The sequence below is a fragment of the Bradyrhizobium sp. 956_D2_N1_4 genome (assembly GCF_052076025.1).
Lineage (GTDB): Bacteria > Pseudomonadota > Alphaproteobacteria > Rhizobiales > Xanthobacteraceae > Bradyrhizobium > Bradyrhizobium barranii.
Map to the genome: position 1 here is coordinate 6,730,121 of NZ_CP197237.1, position 14,155 is coordinate 6,744,275.

A 14,155-nucleotide genomic window follows, 5' to 3' on the forward strand; every position below is an offset into this window, starting at 1 on the left:
CAAGTCGCTCATCGCGGCGTCAAGATGATCGCTTCCGCGGTCGCGGCTTCGACGGCCGGGCGGCTGTAGAGCAGCGGGACGTATTGGCCCGTGGCCCAGAGCGGGGCGAGGTCGCGGTAATGGGCGCTGAAGGGATCGCCGGATTGGCCGGGCGTGTTGATGGTGCGGCTCGCATCCCAATTGCCGACGTCGAGCACCATGCGGAACGATGCGCCGGCGAACAGCTGGTAGTCGGCGCGGCGGTAGGTGGCCGCGCGCGGCACGTTGGCGGCACCGCCATAGGCGAGCGGGCCGACCGAGAGCTGCGCGGCGGTGGCCTTGTCGGCGAGCGGCATCAAGGCATGGTCGAACTTCGCGACATGCAGCCGGCCCCAGCGCCAGGTCGAGGCATCCGGCCCGAGCTTGCCCGTGACGTCGGCCACCGCGGCGCCGACGCTGTCGCGCAGGATCTGGTCGCGCGCGGCAGCGGGGTCGGCGCCGAATGACGCATCAGGAGATTCCAGATAGGCGACGAGCGCCGAAATGCTCGACGCCTCCGGCGCGATCAGATCGGCGGCCTTGGGCGCCGTGGTCTTCAGCAGCACCGGCCCAAGATGATTGGCGATCCAGACCTCGAACACGGCAGCCGCCGCGCTGTCGGCGGCATCGCGCGCGTCCCATGGCTTGAGCAGCTCGAGACCCTTCTTCACATTGGGATCGTCGGAGGTGAGCGGCTGCAACAGCTTGACGAGGCGCCGCCCCAGCATCGCGGTGTCGTCGTTCTGCAAATCCATGGCGTCGGCGAGCGTCACCTTGCTGTTGGCCGAGAGCACCTCGGTGATGCGCTGCCAGCGCGCGCTGTCGGACCATTCGAAGCCGACCTTGCGTTCGGCGATCGGGTAATCGGCCGGCAGGTTCATCTGGTTGGCGGTGGCGAGAAAGCCCTGCTTGGGCTGATAGGCTTTCGGCAATTCGTCGAGCGAGAGAAAGCCCTGCCACTCGTAGCGGCCGTCGCCGGGCACCGGCATCAGGCCGTCGAAGTTGGCGCGCCGCGGCGTCTTGCCGGCGGCGACCCAGCCGATATTGCCGCGGGTGTCGGCATAGACCTGGTTCTCCGACGGCGCGCCCCAGCGGCGCATGGCGGTGAGGAAGCCGTTCCAGTCCTTCGCGGTCATGTAGTCGGACGAGCCGAAATAGGCCGAGGTACCGGGCTCGAACCAGATCGAGCGGACCGCGAAGGCGCGTTTGTTCGCGTCGTCGACGAAGATGACGGGGCCGTGGCGGGTGAATTTCAGCTCGACGTCGCGATCGGCCTCGCCTTTCACCTGCTCTTTCTCGTGCAGGATGCGCATGTCTTCCCAGCCATTGCCGTAGCGGTACTGGTTGGGGTTTTGCGGATTGAGCTCGTAGACGTAAAGGTCTTCCTGGTCGACGTTGAAGATGGTGAGGCCGAAGGCAATGGTGCCGTTGTGGCCGATCGAGATGCCGGGCAGCGCCGGCTCGCCGGCGCCGATCACCGAGAGGCCGGGCGCATTGAGGCCGACGATGTAGCGCAGCGAGGGCACGCTGTGCTCGCGATGCGGATCGTTGGCGAGGATCGGGCGGCCCGTCGCGGTGCGCGAGGCCGCGATCACCCAATTGTTGGAGCCGATGGTGTCGCGCTGCTGGTCGGCCTCGGTGAGGTATTTGTCGGGATCGTGGGCGAGTGCGGCCTGCTTGTCCTTCGGTGCCGCGAAGGCCACCGGGCGCGTCGCGAGATCGTAAGCCGCGAGCACGGCCTTCGGCACGCTGCAGGGGTCGAGACCATCGGGGACTTTCGTGGTCCATGCCGGTTCGAGCTTGACGCGGAAACGATCGGCATCGAGGCCTGCGGCGCAGGCGACCAGCGAGCGCTTGACCTCGGAGGCGACATTGCGCGTCAGACCGTGGCTGCGAATGCGGACGACGTCATCCGCCGTCCACGGATCAGGCATCGTGCCGGCAATCCTGAACTCGATCGGCAGCGGACGTTTTCCCGCGCGCACATCGGCGACATAGGCATTGACGCCGGCGACGAACGCGTCCGCATAGGTCTTCGCCTTGGGACCGTAGGCCGCCCACTCCGCGTTCATGTCGCCGCGATAAAGGAACAGCCGCAGCGCCTTGTCCTGCTCGGCATAGGCCGGGCCGAAATCCTTTGCGAGCAGGCCGAGGCCGCGCTTGCGCCAGAGATCAATCTGCCAGAGCCGGTCGCGCGCGGCGTTGAAGCCTTGCAGGAAGAACAGGTCGTGCTCGTTGCCGGCATAGATATGCGGGATGCCCCAGACGTCGACCAGGATCTGGGCGGGAGCGTCGAGGCCGGCGACATCGGTCTTGAGCTGCCGCGCGCTTCCGAGCGGATTCGGCTTGTCGCGCGCGATGGCTGTCGAGGTCAGCAGCGCGGCGCAGATCGCTGCGCCGCAGAGTTTTTGGATGACCCGGTTGAGATCCGTGTTCATTGTCTTCTCCCGTTGTTGTTATTTTAGTCCGTAGCCCGGATGGAGCGAAGCGTAATCCGGGAATCTTACTCGTGGAGAAAACCCCGGATTGCGCTTCGCTCCATCCGGGCTACGACATCCGCCTATCCCTCTCCCTCGTCGCTCGCGAGCACGCCCTTCACCGCGCGCGCCCAGCCGGCGAGCTTCCGCTCGCGCGTCGCCTGGCTCATGTTCGGCTTGAAGCGGTGCTCGAGCCGCCAATTGTCGGCGAACTTCGTCGGCTCGGGATAGACGCCCGCCTGAAGGCCGGCGAGATAGGCGGCGCCCAACGCCGTGGTCTCCTGGATCACGGGGCGATCGACCGGTGCGTCCAAGAGATCGGCGAGGCGCTGCATGGTCCAGTCGGAGGCGGTCATGCCGCCGTCGACGCGCAGCACGACGCTCGCGACTTCCGAGCTCGGCCAGTCCGCGCGCATCGCGGCCCAGAGGTCGAAGGTCTGGTAACACACGCTCTCCAGCGCGGCGTGCGCGAGCTCAGCCGGGCCGGTGTTGCGGGTGAGGCCGAACAGCGCGCCGCGCACGCGCGGATTCCAGTAGGGCGCCCCCATGCCGACGAAGGCCGGGACCAGATAGACGCTCTGCATGGAATCGGACTGATCAGCGAGCGGGCCGGTCTCGGCGGCGTGCTTGATGATGCCGAGGCCGTCGCGCAGCCACTGCACCGCCGAGCCGGCGACGAAGATCGAGCCTTCGAGCGCGTAGGTGCGCTTTCCCTCGAGCTGATAGGCGACGGTGGTGAGCAGCTTGTTCTTCGACACCACCGGCGTAGTCCCGGTGTTGAGCAGGGCAAAACAGCCGGTGCCGTAGGTCGACTTCATCATGCCCGGGCGGAAGCAGGCCTGGCCGATGGTCGCGGCCTGCTGGTCGCCGGCAATGCCTGAGATCGCGATCGCGCCGCCGAACAGGTCCGGCGTGCTCTCGCCGAAGCGGGCGGAAGAATCCTTCACCTCGGGCAGCATTGAGCGCGGCACGCCGATGATCTCCAAGAGCTCGTCGTCCCACTGGCCGGTGTGGATGTTGAACAGCAGCGTGCGCGAGGCGTTGGTGGCATCAGTGGCGTGCACCTTGCCGCCGGTGAGGCGCCAGAGCAGATAGCAATCGACCGTGCCGAACATCAGCTCGCCGCGCGCGGCACGCGCCCGTGCGCCGGGGACGTGGTCGAGGATCCACGCGACCTTAGTGCCGGAGAAATAGGGATCGATGATCAGGCCGGTCTTTTGCGAGATCACGGGCTCGCGGCCGTCGTGCTTCAGTTTCGCGCAGATGTCGGCGGTGCGACGGTCCTGCCAGACGATGGCGCGGTGCACGGCCTGGCCGGTGGCGCGGTCCCACACCACGGTGGTCTCGCGCTGGTTGGTGATGCCGATCGCGGCGATGTCCTTAGGCCCGATGCCGGCCTGCTCGATCGCGTCGCGGCAGACCATCACGGTCGAGGTCCAGATGTCCTCCGGCTCGTGCTCGACCCAGCCCGAGGCCGGAAAATGCTGCGGAAACTCCTGCTGCGCGCGGGCGGCGATCGAGATGTCACTGCGAAAAACGATGGCGCGCGACGAGGTGGTGCCCTGGTCGATGGCGAGGACGAAAGACATGGGAGCTTACCCTGGCGTTTCCCTGAGAGGGGGTCATTGTGTCGCGTCAAAGGGAGCGGATTAGGGCGGGAAGGTCAAGGTTGGATCAACGCGCGCGGCTCCCCTTCCTTCTCCCCTAGCGGGAGAAGGTGGCGCGAAGCGCCGGATGAGGGGTATGCTTCAGCGAATTCAGCGGTAAGAGGGTTGCACATGGAGAGAAACCCCTCACCCGTCTCGCCGCTATGCGGCGAGCCACCCTCTCCCACAAGGGGCCTGTTGCGTAATTCGTCAATTGTGATTCCCTAGGGCAAAGCCTTGGAGGGTAGCGATGGCGGTCAAGCGGACGGGACAGCCGAGCTTTGTGGAAGCGCTGATGCCGAAGGGGGCCGGCGCCAATGCGGCGCTGGATCGGCTGGCGGGCCTGGTCAAGTGGTACCGGTTCGAGAAGCTGATCGGCCATTTGCGGGATGAAGGGAGCCCCGGTCGACCAGGCTATCCGGTGCTGGTGCTGTTTCGTGCTGTGCTGTTGCAGTCGCTGTATGGTCTTTCGGAGCGCGAACTCGAGGAAGCGCTGGGCGACCGGTTGTCGTTCAAGCGCTTCGTCGGTTTGAGCCTCGAGGATGCGACGCCCGACCATACGGTCCTGAACCGCTTTCGGAACCAGCTTGTCGAACAAGGCCTGCTGGAGAAGCTGTTTGGTGAGCTGGATCGTCAGCTTGAAAATGCCGGCGTCATCCTCAAGCGCGGCACGATGCTGGATGCGACCTTGATCCAGGCGGTGTCGGCTCCTCCGAAGGAGGATCGCCCCTCAAACGATCCCGACGCCCGCTTCACCAAGCGGCAAGGCAAGAGCGGCACGACGTTCGGTTACAAGGCCCATGTCGGTGTCGACGAAGGATCCGGCTTGATCCGCACGGTACTGACCACACCGGCCAACATCAACGACACGACACCGGCGGACGCTTTGATCCGCGGCGATGAAGCTGCGGTGTGGGCCGATGCGGCTTACGACACCCATGCCCGACGGGCCCGGCTGAAGGCGGAGGGCAAGAAACCCCGCATTGCTCGTCGGCCCAACCGGCATCACCCGGAGTTGCCGCCGAGGCTCAAACGCTACAACCTCCTCATCGCGCGCCGCCGAGCCCAGGTCGAGACCACCTTCGCTACTCTCAAACGCCGCATGCGGCTGACCTGCATCCGCTACGTCGGTCTGATCAAGGCGACCGGGCAAGTTCTGCTCGCCTCAATCGCCTTCAACATGAGGCGGTGGGCCACGATCGCCGCGTGAGCTGCCCGCTGAGGGCAACAACTACAGATCTTCGCAGGCATTGCCAGGACCAAGGCCTTCTCTCCTGACGTCTTCAGCCTCAAAAGCCGATAACGCAACAGGCCCACAAGGGGAGAGGGAAGAATCCCTACACCGCTGCCGTCGTCACGCCGCCGTCGATGACGATGGTCTGGCCGGTCATGAAGCTGGACGCGTCGGAGGCGAGGTAGGCGACGGCGCCGGCGATTTCGTCGGGTTCGCCGATGCGGCGAAGGGGTGTGGTGGCGGTGCGGCGCTTGAGGTTGGCTTCGTCTTCCCACAGCGCGCGGGCGAAATCGGTCTTGACCAGGCCGGGCGCGATGCAGTTGACGCGGACGCCTTTCGGGCCCCATTCGCCGGCGAGCGAGCGGCACAGCGCGAAATCGGCGGCCTTGGAGATGCCGTAGGCGCCGATCACGGTCGAGCCGCGCAGGCCCCCGATCGAGGAGATGATGACGACGGAGCCGTTGCCGCGCTCGGCCATTTGCGGGATCGCCAGCGCGGAGAGCCAGATGTTGCTCTTGACGTTGCTGCCCATGATCTTGTCGAAGGCCTCGTCAGTGATGTCGAGCAGCGGGCCGTAATACGGGTTCACCGCGGCGTTGCAGACGAGGATGTCGATCTTGCCGTAGTGCTTGATCGTGCCCGAGATCAGCGCCTCGACCTCGGCCTTGCGCGCGATGTTGCAGGGAATGACGGTGGCATCGCCGCCGGCCGCGATGCGATGATGCCGTCGGCGACTTCCTTGCAGGCTTCCGCTTTCCGCGATGACACCACGACCTTGGCGCCGAGCTTTGCCAGCAGTTCCGCCGAGGAGCGGCCGATGCCGCGGCTGGAGCCGGTGACGATTGCGACCTTGCCGGTGAGATCGAACGGGGTGTTTTTCATTTTAGTGGTTCCCTCTTCTTTGCATCGTCAAACTCACCGTCATGGCCGGGCTTGTCCCGGCCATCCACGTTCTTCCCTTGCCGCCAAGACGTGGATGCCCGGGACAAGCCCGGGCATGACGATCTCAGTGCGGCTACCGTCTCGCGATACGGTGACTAGATCAACCCGCTCCCATCCGCGACGCGGCGCTGGTGGTAGTCGGTGTCACCAAAGCTGTTCTCGATCATGGTGAGGCGCTTGAAGTAGTGGCCGATCTTCGCCTCCATGGTCATGCCGATGCCGCCGTGGAGCTGGATCGCCTGCTGTCCGACGAACTTCAGCGACTTGCCGATCTGCACCTTGGCCGCGGCGATGGCGTTGGAACGCTCCTTGGCGTCCTCGAAATCGCCGGCCATGGTCGCGAACATCGACATCGATCGCGCCTGCTCGGCGGCGACGAACATGTCGGAGGCGCGGTGCTGCAACGACTGGAACGAGCCGATCGCAACGCCAAACTGCTTGCGCGTCTTGATGTACTCGACCGTGGTCTTGAGCGATTCGTCCATCAGGCCGACGGCCTCGGCGCAGAGCGCGATGCGGGCTTCGTCGACGACGCGCTCGATCAGCGCGAGCGAGTCGTCGGGATTGCCGAGCACCGCATCCGCGCCGACCTCGACGCCGGTGAAGGTGATGTCGGCGGCGTGCAGGCCGTCCTGGGTCGGGTACGACTTCTTGGTCACGCCCTTGGCATTCGCCGGCACCAGGAACACGCCGATGCCAGCCTTGTCGCGGCGGTCGCCCTTGGTGCGGGCGGTGACGATCAGGGTCTCGGCGTTCTCGCCGTTGAGCACGACGAACTTCTCGCCGTCGATGACCCAGCCGTCACCCTTCTTCTTCGCCGTCGTCGAGACGTCGAAGAGATCGTAGCGCGAGTTCTTCTCGAGCTGGGCGAACGCCAGCGTCTTGCTGCCGTCGATGATCCCGGGCACATGCGCGGCCTTCTGCGCATCGGAGCCGGCGTGGCGCAGGAAGCCGCCGCCGATCACAACCGTTGCCAGATACGGCTCGAGCACCAGCGCCTTGCCGAGCGCTTCCATCACGATCATGGTCTCGACACCGCCACCGCCGAAGCCGCCATCGGCCTCCGCGAACGGCAGGCCAAGCAGGCCCTGCTCGGCGAGCTTGCCCCAGACGGCCTGGCTCCAGCCGCCCTTCTCCTTCATGTACTTCTTGCGGCTCTCGAAATCGTAGGAATCGGTCAGCAGGCCGTCGATGCTGTCCTTGAGAAGCCGTTGCTCCTCGTTCAGATCAAAATCCATTTCTTTGGTTCCTCGTACCCGAAATTATCTGGCTTCGTCATCCCGGGGCGCGCATCGCGCGAGCCCGGGATCCATACTCCCGATCGTGGCTATGGATTCCGGGCTCGCGCTGCGCGCGCCCCGGAATGACGCCTAGAGCCCCAGCACCGCCTTGGCGATGATGTTGCGCTGGATCTCGTTGGAGCCGCCGTAGATCGAGACCTTGCGGTTGTTGAAGTAGCTCGGCGCGATCTGGGCGGTCCACTCCATGGCTTCGTTCGAGCCGTCGTCGCCGTGCACGTCGTAGGGTGCCGCGAACGGGCCGATCACTTCCATCAAGAGCTCAGTGGTGGTCTGCTGGATCTCGGAACCCTTGATCTTCAGCACCGAGGACGCCGGATTGGGCTTGCCCTTGCCGTGCTTGCCCTCGTCGGCGACGACGCGGAGCTGCGTCAGCTCGAGCGCCTTCAGCTCGATCTCGCAGGCCGCCAGCTTCTCGCGGAACGCGGCGTCCTGGATGATCGGCTTGCCGCCGGATTCGACCTTGCCGGCCAAATCGCGGATGCGGCGCAGCCGCTCCTTGGAGACGCCGACCCGGGCAATGCCGGTGCGCTCATTGCCGAGCAGGAATTTGGCGTAGTCCCAGCCCTTGTTCTCCTCGCCGATCAGGTTCTCGATGGGCACCTCGACGTCGTCGAAGAACACCTCGTTGACCTCGACGCCGCCGTCGATGGTCTGGATCGGGCGCACGGTGACGCCCTTCGACTTCATGCTGAAGACGATGAAGGAGATGCCCATCTGCTTCTTGGCGGAGGGGTCGGTGCGGCAGAGGCAGAAGATCATGTCGGCGTGCTGGGCGAGCGTGGTCCAGGTCTTCTGGCCGTTGATGATCCACTTGTCACCCTTGCGCTCGGCCTTCGTCTTCAGCGAGGCAAGGTCAGATCCCGAACCGGGCTCCGAAAAACCCTGGCACCACCAGTCGTCGACATTGGCGATGCGCGGCAGATACTGCTTCTTCTGCTCTTCGTTGCCGAAGGTGTAGATCACAGGACCGACCATGCTGACGCCGAAGGCGAGCGGCTGCGGCGCCGGATAGGACTGCAGCTCCTCGTTGAAGATGTAGTGCTGCACGGAGGTCCACCCGGTGCCGCCATACTGCTTCGGCCAGTGGCTGACGCCCCAGCCCTTCTTGTTGAGGATGCGCCACCACGTCACCATCTCGTCCTTCGAGAGGTGACGACCCTCGACCAGCTTGCGCCGCGTATCCGGCGGCACGTTGTCGCGGAAGAATGAACGCACTTCCTCGCGAAACGCCTGCTCTTCCTTCGTGAATGCGAGATCCATCGGATCCTCCTGTGAGCTTCTTTGTTTCGTCGCCGTCAGGACGACGGTGAAATTACTGCAACACCTCGAACAGCCCGGCCGCGCCCATGCCGCCGCCGACGCACATAGTGACGACCGCATACTTCGCCTTGCGGCGGCGGCCTTCGATCAGGGCGTGGCCGGTGAGGCGCGCGCCCGACATGCCATAGGGATGGCCGACCGAGATCGCGCCGCCATCGACGTTGATCTTCTCGGGGTCGATGCCGAGCTTGTCGCGGCAATACAGCACCTGCACCGCGAAGGCTTCGTTGAGCTCCCAGAGGCCGATGTCGTCGACCGTCAGCCCGTGGCGCTTGAGCAGGCGCGGCACGGCGAAGACCGGGCCGATGCCCATCTCGTCCGGCTCGCAGCCGGCGGAGACGAAGCCGCGGAAGATGCCGAGCGGCTTGAGGCCGCGCTTTGAGGCTTCCTTGTCGCTCATGATGACGGAGGCGCTGGCGCCGTCGGAGAGCTGGCTGGCATTGCCGGCGGTGATCGAAAAGCCTTCGCCGCGCACGGGCTTGAGGCCGGCAAGGCCTTCAGCGGTGGTCTCGGGGCGCGGGCCTTCGTCCTGCGACAAGGTCACCTCCTTGAACGAGACGGCGCCGGTCGCCTTGTCGGTGACCGCCATCTGCGTCGTGATCGGCGCCAGTTCGTCCTTGAACTTGCCGCCCTGCTGGGCAGCGGCGGTGCGGCGCTGGCTCTCCAGCGAATACTCATCCTGCTTCTCGCGCGAGATGCCGTAGCGCTTGGCGACGACTTCGGCGGTGTCGATCATGGGCATGTAGACCTCGCCCTTGATCTTGAGCAGCGCCGGGTCCTGGGCGTGGAAGCCGTTCATCTTGTCGTTCTGCACCAGGCTGATCGACTCGCCGCCGCCGCCGACCGCGATCTCGACGCCGTCGAAGATCACCGAGCGCGCGGCGAGCGCGATCGCCTGCAGGCCCGAGGCGCATTGCCGGTCGATGGTGGTGCCGGCGACGGTCACGGGGAGACCTGCGCGGAGCAGCGCCTTGCGCGCGATGTTGCCGCCGGTCGCGCCCTGCTGCAGCGCCGCGCCCATCACGACGTCCTCGACCTCCTTCGGATCGACCTTGGCGCGGGCGACGGCCTCGCCGATGGCGTGGCCGAGCAGCGTTGCGCCCTCGGTGGCGTTGAGCATGCCGCGATAGGCCTTGCCGATCGGGGTGCGGGCGGTGGAAACGATGACGGCGTCGGTCAAGAGCGACCTCCTGATGGGTGTTGGGTGGATTGTGATGGTTTCTGCTGCTGGCGCAATTCGTGGCGCGACAATTTTCCGACCGGCGTGCGCGGCAGATCGTCGACGAACTCGACCGCTGCCGGCAGCTCGTGCTTGCCGACCTTGCCGGCGAGCTGCGCGCGCAGCTCGTCGAGCGAGAACGGTTTTGCGTCCGGCTTGAGCTTGATGAAGGCCTTGGCGGCCTCGCCGCGATACTGGTCGGGAATGCCGAGCACGATCACCTCGTGCACGCCCGGAATGGTGTAGATCGCCTGCTCGATCATCTGCGGATAGACGTTGAAGCCGCCGGAGATGATCATGTCCTTCTTGCGGTCGACCAGGAAGAAATAGCCGTCGGTGTCGACATAGCCGATGTCGCCGGTGAGGAAGCGGCCGTCCGAAAAGGACTCCGCGGATTCCTTCGGCTTGTTCCAGTAACCCTTGGTGACGTTCGGGCCCTTGATGCGGATTTCGCCGACTTCGCCCGGCGGCAGAACTTTTGTGGGGTCCTCCAGCGAGACCACGTCCATCTCGATGCCGGGCAGCATCAGGCCGATCGACCCCGGCTTGTCCGGTCCCGTCGGCGGGTGGCCGGTGCCGGGCGAGCAGGTCTCGGTCATGCCCCAGCCGCTGCGCAGCTTCTTGCCGACCTTGCGCTCGAAGAAGTTCGCGATCTCCACCGGCAGCGGCGCGCCGCCGGAGCCGATGACGGCGAGCGAGGAGAAGTCGCGCTTGTCGAGATCAGGCAGTGCCGCGATCGCGATCCACATCGTCGGCACGCCCGGGAAATACGTCGCGCGCTTGATTTCGATATCGCGCATCACCGCCTCGACATCGAAGCGCTGGTGGAGCGAGATCAGATTACCGCGGCTGAGCGAGGACAGCAGCACGACGGTGAGCGCATAGATGTGGAACAGCGGCAGCACGCAGATCACGCGCTCGATCAGGTCGCCGCGCGCCGCGCGCGACGGCTTGCCCCAGACATCGTAGATCGACACCGCGGAGGTGAGATTGCCGTGGGTGAGCATCGCGCCCTTGGGCAGGCCGGTGGTCCCGCCGGTATATTGCAGCAGCGCGACGTCGTCCGCCGTCACGGGCGGCCACTCCGCCGGCGCGGTGGCGCCCTCGACGAAGCTCTTGAAGGTGACGATGCGGGGATCATCGGGGATCGGCGCCTGCGGCGTGCCGACCTTGCCCCAATCGTCGTCCTCGCAGACGACGAGGCGATCGATCAGGCCCTTCTCCAGGAACTTCAGCGCGGTCGGCAGCAGCGCCGCGAGGTTGGAGGTGACGAGCAGGCGCGAGCCGGAATCCGAGACCTTGTGCGTCAGCGCGATCTCGCCGTCGAGCGGGGAGAGATGCGCGACGCGGGCACCGGCCTTGAGCGCGCCGAAGAAATTGACTGGATGGTCCGGCGTATTGCCGAGGAACAGCGCCACGGAGCTGTTCTTGCCGCAGCCGGCACGCAGGAACGCCGCTGCCGCGCGCTCGGCCATGGCGGCGAGCTCGGTATAGCTGATCGGACGATCGCGGAATTCCAGCGCGGTGCGCGGGCCGTAATCGGCGGCGGCTTGCGACAGCAGGTCAGGCAGCGAGCCCTGGACGATGGTGTCGTCCCAACGCACGCCCTCGGGATAAAACTGTTCGCCGGGATGGGTCATTATTCTTGATTGGTTGAGCGAGCAACTAACAGAGACCGTCATTCCGGGGCGCGACAAAGTCGCGAGCCCGGAATCCATAACCACCAGCTGGGGTTATGGATTCCGGGCCTGCGCCTTGCGGCGCATCCCGGAATGACGAGGGTTGAGATGAAGCGGCCATCACGCCGCCTTCGACGCCGCGGCCAGCGACGCGAACGTCTTGCCTTCGGCCGCGAGCTTCTTCAGCAGCGGCGCGGGCTCGAGGCTCGGGTCGTTGGTCTCCTTGGCGTAGAAGGAGAGACGATCGGCGATGTGCTTGAGGCCGACGGTGTCGGCCCAGAACATCGGGCCGCCGCGGTAGATCGGCCAGCCGTAGCCGTAGAGCCAGACCACGTCGATGTCGGAAGGACGCGCCGCGATGCCCTCTTCGAGGATCTTCGCGCCCTCATTGATCATCGGGTACATCATGCGCTCGAGGATCTCCTCGTCGCTGACGACGCGCTTCTTGCGGCCGAGACGGAGCAGCGTCTCGTCGATCAGCTTTTCGACCTCCGGATCGGGCAGCGCCGAGCGACTTCCTGCTTCATACTTGTAGTAGCCCTTGCCGGTCTTCTGGCCGAAGCGGCCGGCTTCGCAGAGTGCGTCCGCGATCTCCGACTTGATGCCGCGGTCCTTGCGCGAGCGCCAGCCGATGTCGAGGCCGGCGAGGTCGCCCATCGCGAACGGTCCCATCGGCATGCCGAATTTGGTGACCACGGCGTCGACCTGCTGCGGCAAGGCACCTTCGAACAGCAGCTTTTCCGACTGCTTGCCACGCTGCGCCAGCATGCGGTTGCCGACGAAGCCGTCGCAGACGCCGACCACGGCCGGCACCTTCGCGATCTTTCGCGCGATGGTCACGGCGGTGACCAGCGCATCCGGCGCGGTCTTGTCGGCGCGCACGATCTCGCACAGCTTCATGACGTTGGCGGGCGAGAAGAAGTGCATGCCGAGCACGTCCTGCGGCCGCTTGGTCGACTTCGCGATCTCGTCGATGTTGAGGTAGGAGGTGTTGGAGGCGAGCACGGCGCCGGGCTTGACGTATTGGTCGAGCTTGCCGAACACTTCCTTCTTCACCGCCATGGTCTCGAACACGGCCTCGATCACCAGGTCAGCATCACCGACGTTCTCGATGCCGACGACGCCGTTGATCAGCGCCATGCGCTTGGCGGGCGCGTCGGCCGGGATGCCGCCGCGCGCGGCGGTCGCTTCCCAGTTCTTCTGCATGATGCCCATGCCGCGCTTGAGCTGCTCCTCGCCGGTCTCGATCAGGGTGACGGGCACGCCGGCATTGGCAAAGGACATCGCGATGCCGCCGCCCATGGTGCCGGCGCCGAGGATGGCGACGCGGTTCACGGGCCGCGACTTGGTGCCTTCAGGGACGCCGGCGATCTTGCTGGCCTCGCGCTCGGCGAAGAAGGCATAACGCTGCGCCTTGGACTGGTCGCTGGAGACGAGCTTGAGGAAACCCTCGCGCTCCTTCTTCAGCCCCTCGTCGAACGGCAGGTCGATGGCGTAGCCGACGGCGTCGGCGGCGGCAAACGGCGCCTCCAGGCCGCGCGCCTTCTTGGTCATGGCGGCGACCGCATTGGTGAAGATCGAGCGGTCGGCCTTGGCCGCCGCGAGCTTGGAATCGTCGTCGCGCAGGCGCCGCAGCGGACGCTTCTCGGCGAGCAGCTTGCGCACGAAGGCCTCGCCGCCGGAGGCCGGACCTTCGACGATCTCCTCGATCAGGCCGTTCTTGAGCGCTTCGGCAGCACCGATCGGATCACCGCCGACGATCATCTTGACCGCGAGTTCCGGCCCGACCGCGCGCGGCAGGCGCTGGGTGCCGCCGGCACCCGGCAGCAGGCCGAGCTTCACCTCGGGCAGGCCGAGCTTGGCTTCATTCACGGCCACGCGGAAATGACAGGCCAGCGCGACCTCGAGGCCGCCGCCGAGCGCGGTGCCATGGATCGCGGCAACGACCGGCTTGGGCGAGTTCTCGATCTCGGCGAGGACGTCGTTGAGGGCGGGCGGCTTCGGCGGCTTGCCGAACTCGGTGATGTCGGCACCGGCGATAAAGGTGCGGCCGGCGCAGGTCAGCACGATGCCCTTGATCGCGGGATCGGCGATCGCGGCCTTGATGCATTCGAGAATACCGCCACGCACTGCGGCACTCAGCGCATTGACCGGAGGACTGTCGACCGTGACGATCCCGACTTCGTCATGACGCTCAAGCTTGACCACTTCGCTCACGGCTTCCCTCCTTGGTGGGGATTTACTTTTGTTCGATTTCGCGGTGCGGAATTTAATTCCGCATCTTGACGGCAGGGTTATTTTGAAGCACGGACGTTGTCA

The 14,155-nt window shown here is 65.7% G+C and carries 10 protein-coding genes; 1 reads left to right on the forward strand and 9 read right to left on the reverse strand.

Going from position 1 to position 14,155, the window contains the following annotated elements:
• Window positions 1–8 precede the first annotated feature (8 nt).
• Entirely contained in the window at window positions 9–2,456 is a 2,448-nt protein-coding gene (locus AB7535_RS31845) for a penicillin acylase family protein (RefSeq protein ID WP_231143889.1), read from the reverse strand.
• Between the two features lie 122 nt (window positions 2,457–2,578).
• The gene (gene glpK / locus AB7535_RS31850) at window positions 2,579–4,084 is read right to left on the reverse strand and encodes a glycerol kinase GlpK (protein WP_231143888.1); all 1,506 of its coding nucleotides are present in this window, start codon (window positions 4,082–4,084) and stop codon (window positions 2,579–2,581) included.
• A 307-nt stretch (window positions 4,085–4,391) separates the two neighbouring features.
• On the opposite strand from glpK, the gene AB7535_RS31855 reads away from it, so the two are divergent.
• Window positions 4,392–5,351 (forward strand): IS5 family transposase, encoded by a 960-nt coding sequence (locus AB7535_RS31855; RefSeq protein WP_166348444.1) that lies wholly within the window; start codon window positions 4,392–4,394, stop codon window positions 5,349–5,351.
• Window positions 5,352–5,478: 127 nt separating this feature from the next.
• On the opposite strand, the gene AB7535_RS31860 is transcribed toward AB7535_RS31855, so the two are convergent.
• The 7 genes from AB7535_RS31860 to AB7535_RS31890 all read right to left on the reverse strand — a co-directional run bounded on the left by AB7535_RS31860 (window position 5,479) and on the right by AB7535_RS31890 (window position 14,053).
• The gene (locus AB7535_RS31860; protein WP_439037747.1) at window positions 5,479–6,120 is read right to left on the reverse strand and encodes an SDR family NAD(P)-dependent oxidoreductase; all 642 of its coding nucleotides are present in this window, start codon (window positions 6,118–6,120) and stop codon (window positions 5,479–5,481) included.
• Window positions 6,021–6,257, reverse strand: a complete 237-nt coding sequence (locus AB7535_RS31865) for an SDR family NAD(P)-dependent oxidoreductase (protein WP_439037451.1) — start codon at window positions 6,255–6,257, stop codon at window positions 6,021–6,023. The genes AB7535_RS31860 and AB7535_RS31865 overlap by 100 nt, the downstream gene beginning before the upstream one ends.
• A 155-nt stretch (window positions 6,258–6,412) precedes the next feature.
• Complete coding sequence (gene pimD / locus AB7535_RS31870) at window positions 6,413–7,555, reverse strand: pimeloyl-CoA dehydrogenase small subunit (protein ID WP_231143887.1); 1,143 nt, start codon at window positions 7,553–7,555, stop codon at window positions 6,413–6,415.
• Window positions 7,556–7,687: 132 nt separating this feature from the next.
• Entirely contained in the window at window positions 7,688–8,878 is a 1,191-nt protein-coding gene (gene pimC, locus AB7535_RS31875; RefSeq protein ID WP_014498260.1) for a pimeloyl-CoA dehydrogenase large subunit, read from the reverse strand.
• A gap of 52 nt (window positions 8,879–8,930) precedes the next feature.
• Window positions 8,931–10,118: an acetyl-CoA C-acyltransferase gene (locus AB7535_RS31880; protein WP_014498261.1), complete on the reverse strand. Its 1,188-nt coding sequence runs from the start codon at window positions 10,116–10,118 to the stop codon at window positions 8,931–8,933.
• Window positions 10,115–11,797: a dicarboxylate--CoA ligase PimA gene (gene pimA, locus AB7535_RS31885; RefSeq protein ID WP_354102407.1), complete on the reverse strand. Its 1,683-nt coding sequence runs from the start codon at window positions 11,795–11,797 to the stop codon at window positions 10,115–10,117. Before pimA ends, AB7535_RS31880 begins: the two co-directional genes overlap by 4 nt.
• 159 nt (window positions 11,798–11,956) lie before the next feature.
• Window positions 11,957–14,053, reverse strand: a complete 2,097-nt coding sequence (locus AB7535_RS31890; RefSeq protein WP_231143885.1) for a 3-hydroxyacyl-CoA dehydrogenase NAD-binding domain-containing protein — start codon at window positions 14,051–14,053, stop codon at window positions 11,957–11,959.
• Window positions 14,054–14,155: the final 102 nt, after the last annotated feature.

Excerpts from the sequence above, each read along its gene's own strand:
- glpK (WP_231143888.1), bottom strand. The coding sequence starts at position 4,084 with ATGTCTTTCGTCCTCGCCATCGACCAGGGCACCACCTCGTCGCGCGCC.
- AB7535_RS31865 (WP_439037451.1), bottom strand. The coding sequence starts at position 6,257 with ATGAAAAACACCCCGTTCGATCTCACCGGCAAGGTCGCAATCGTCACC.
- pimA (WP_354102407.1), bottom strand. The coding sequence starts at position 11,797 with ATGACCCATCCCGGCGAACAGTTTTATCCCGAGGGCGTGCGTTGGGAC.
- pimD (WP_231143887.1), bottom strand. The coding sequence starts at position 7,555 with ATGGATTTTGATCTGAACGAGGAGCAACGGCTTCTCAAGGACAGCATC.
- pimC (WP_014498260.1), bottom strand. The coding sequence starts at position 8,878 with ATGGATCTCGCATTCACGAAGGAAGAGCAGGCGTTTCGCGAGGAAGTG.
- AB7535_RS31855 (WP_166348444.1), top strand. The coding sequence starts at position 4,392 with ATGGCGGTCAAGCGGACGGGACAGCCGAGCTTTGTGGAAGCGCTGATG.
- AB7535_RS31845 (WP_231143889.1), bottom strand. The coding sequence starts at position 2,456 with ATGAACACGGATCTCAACCGGGTCATCCAAAAACTCTGCGGCGCAGCG.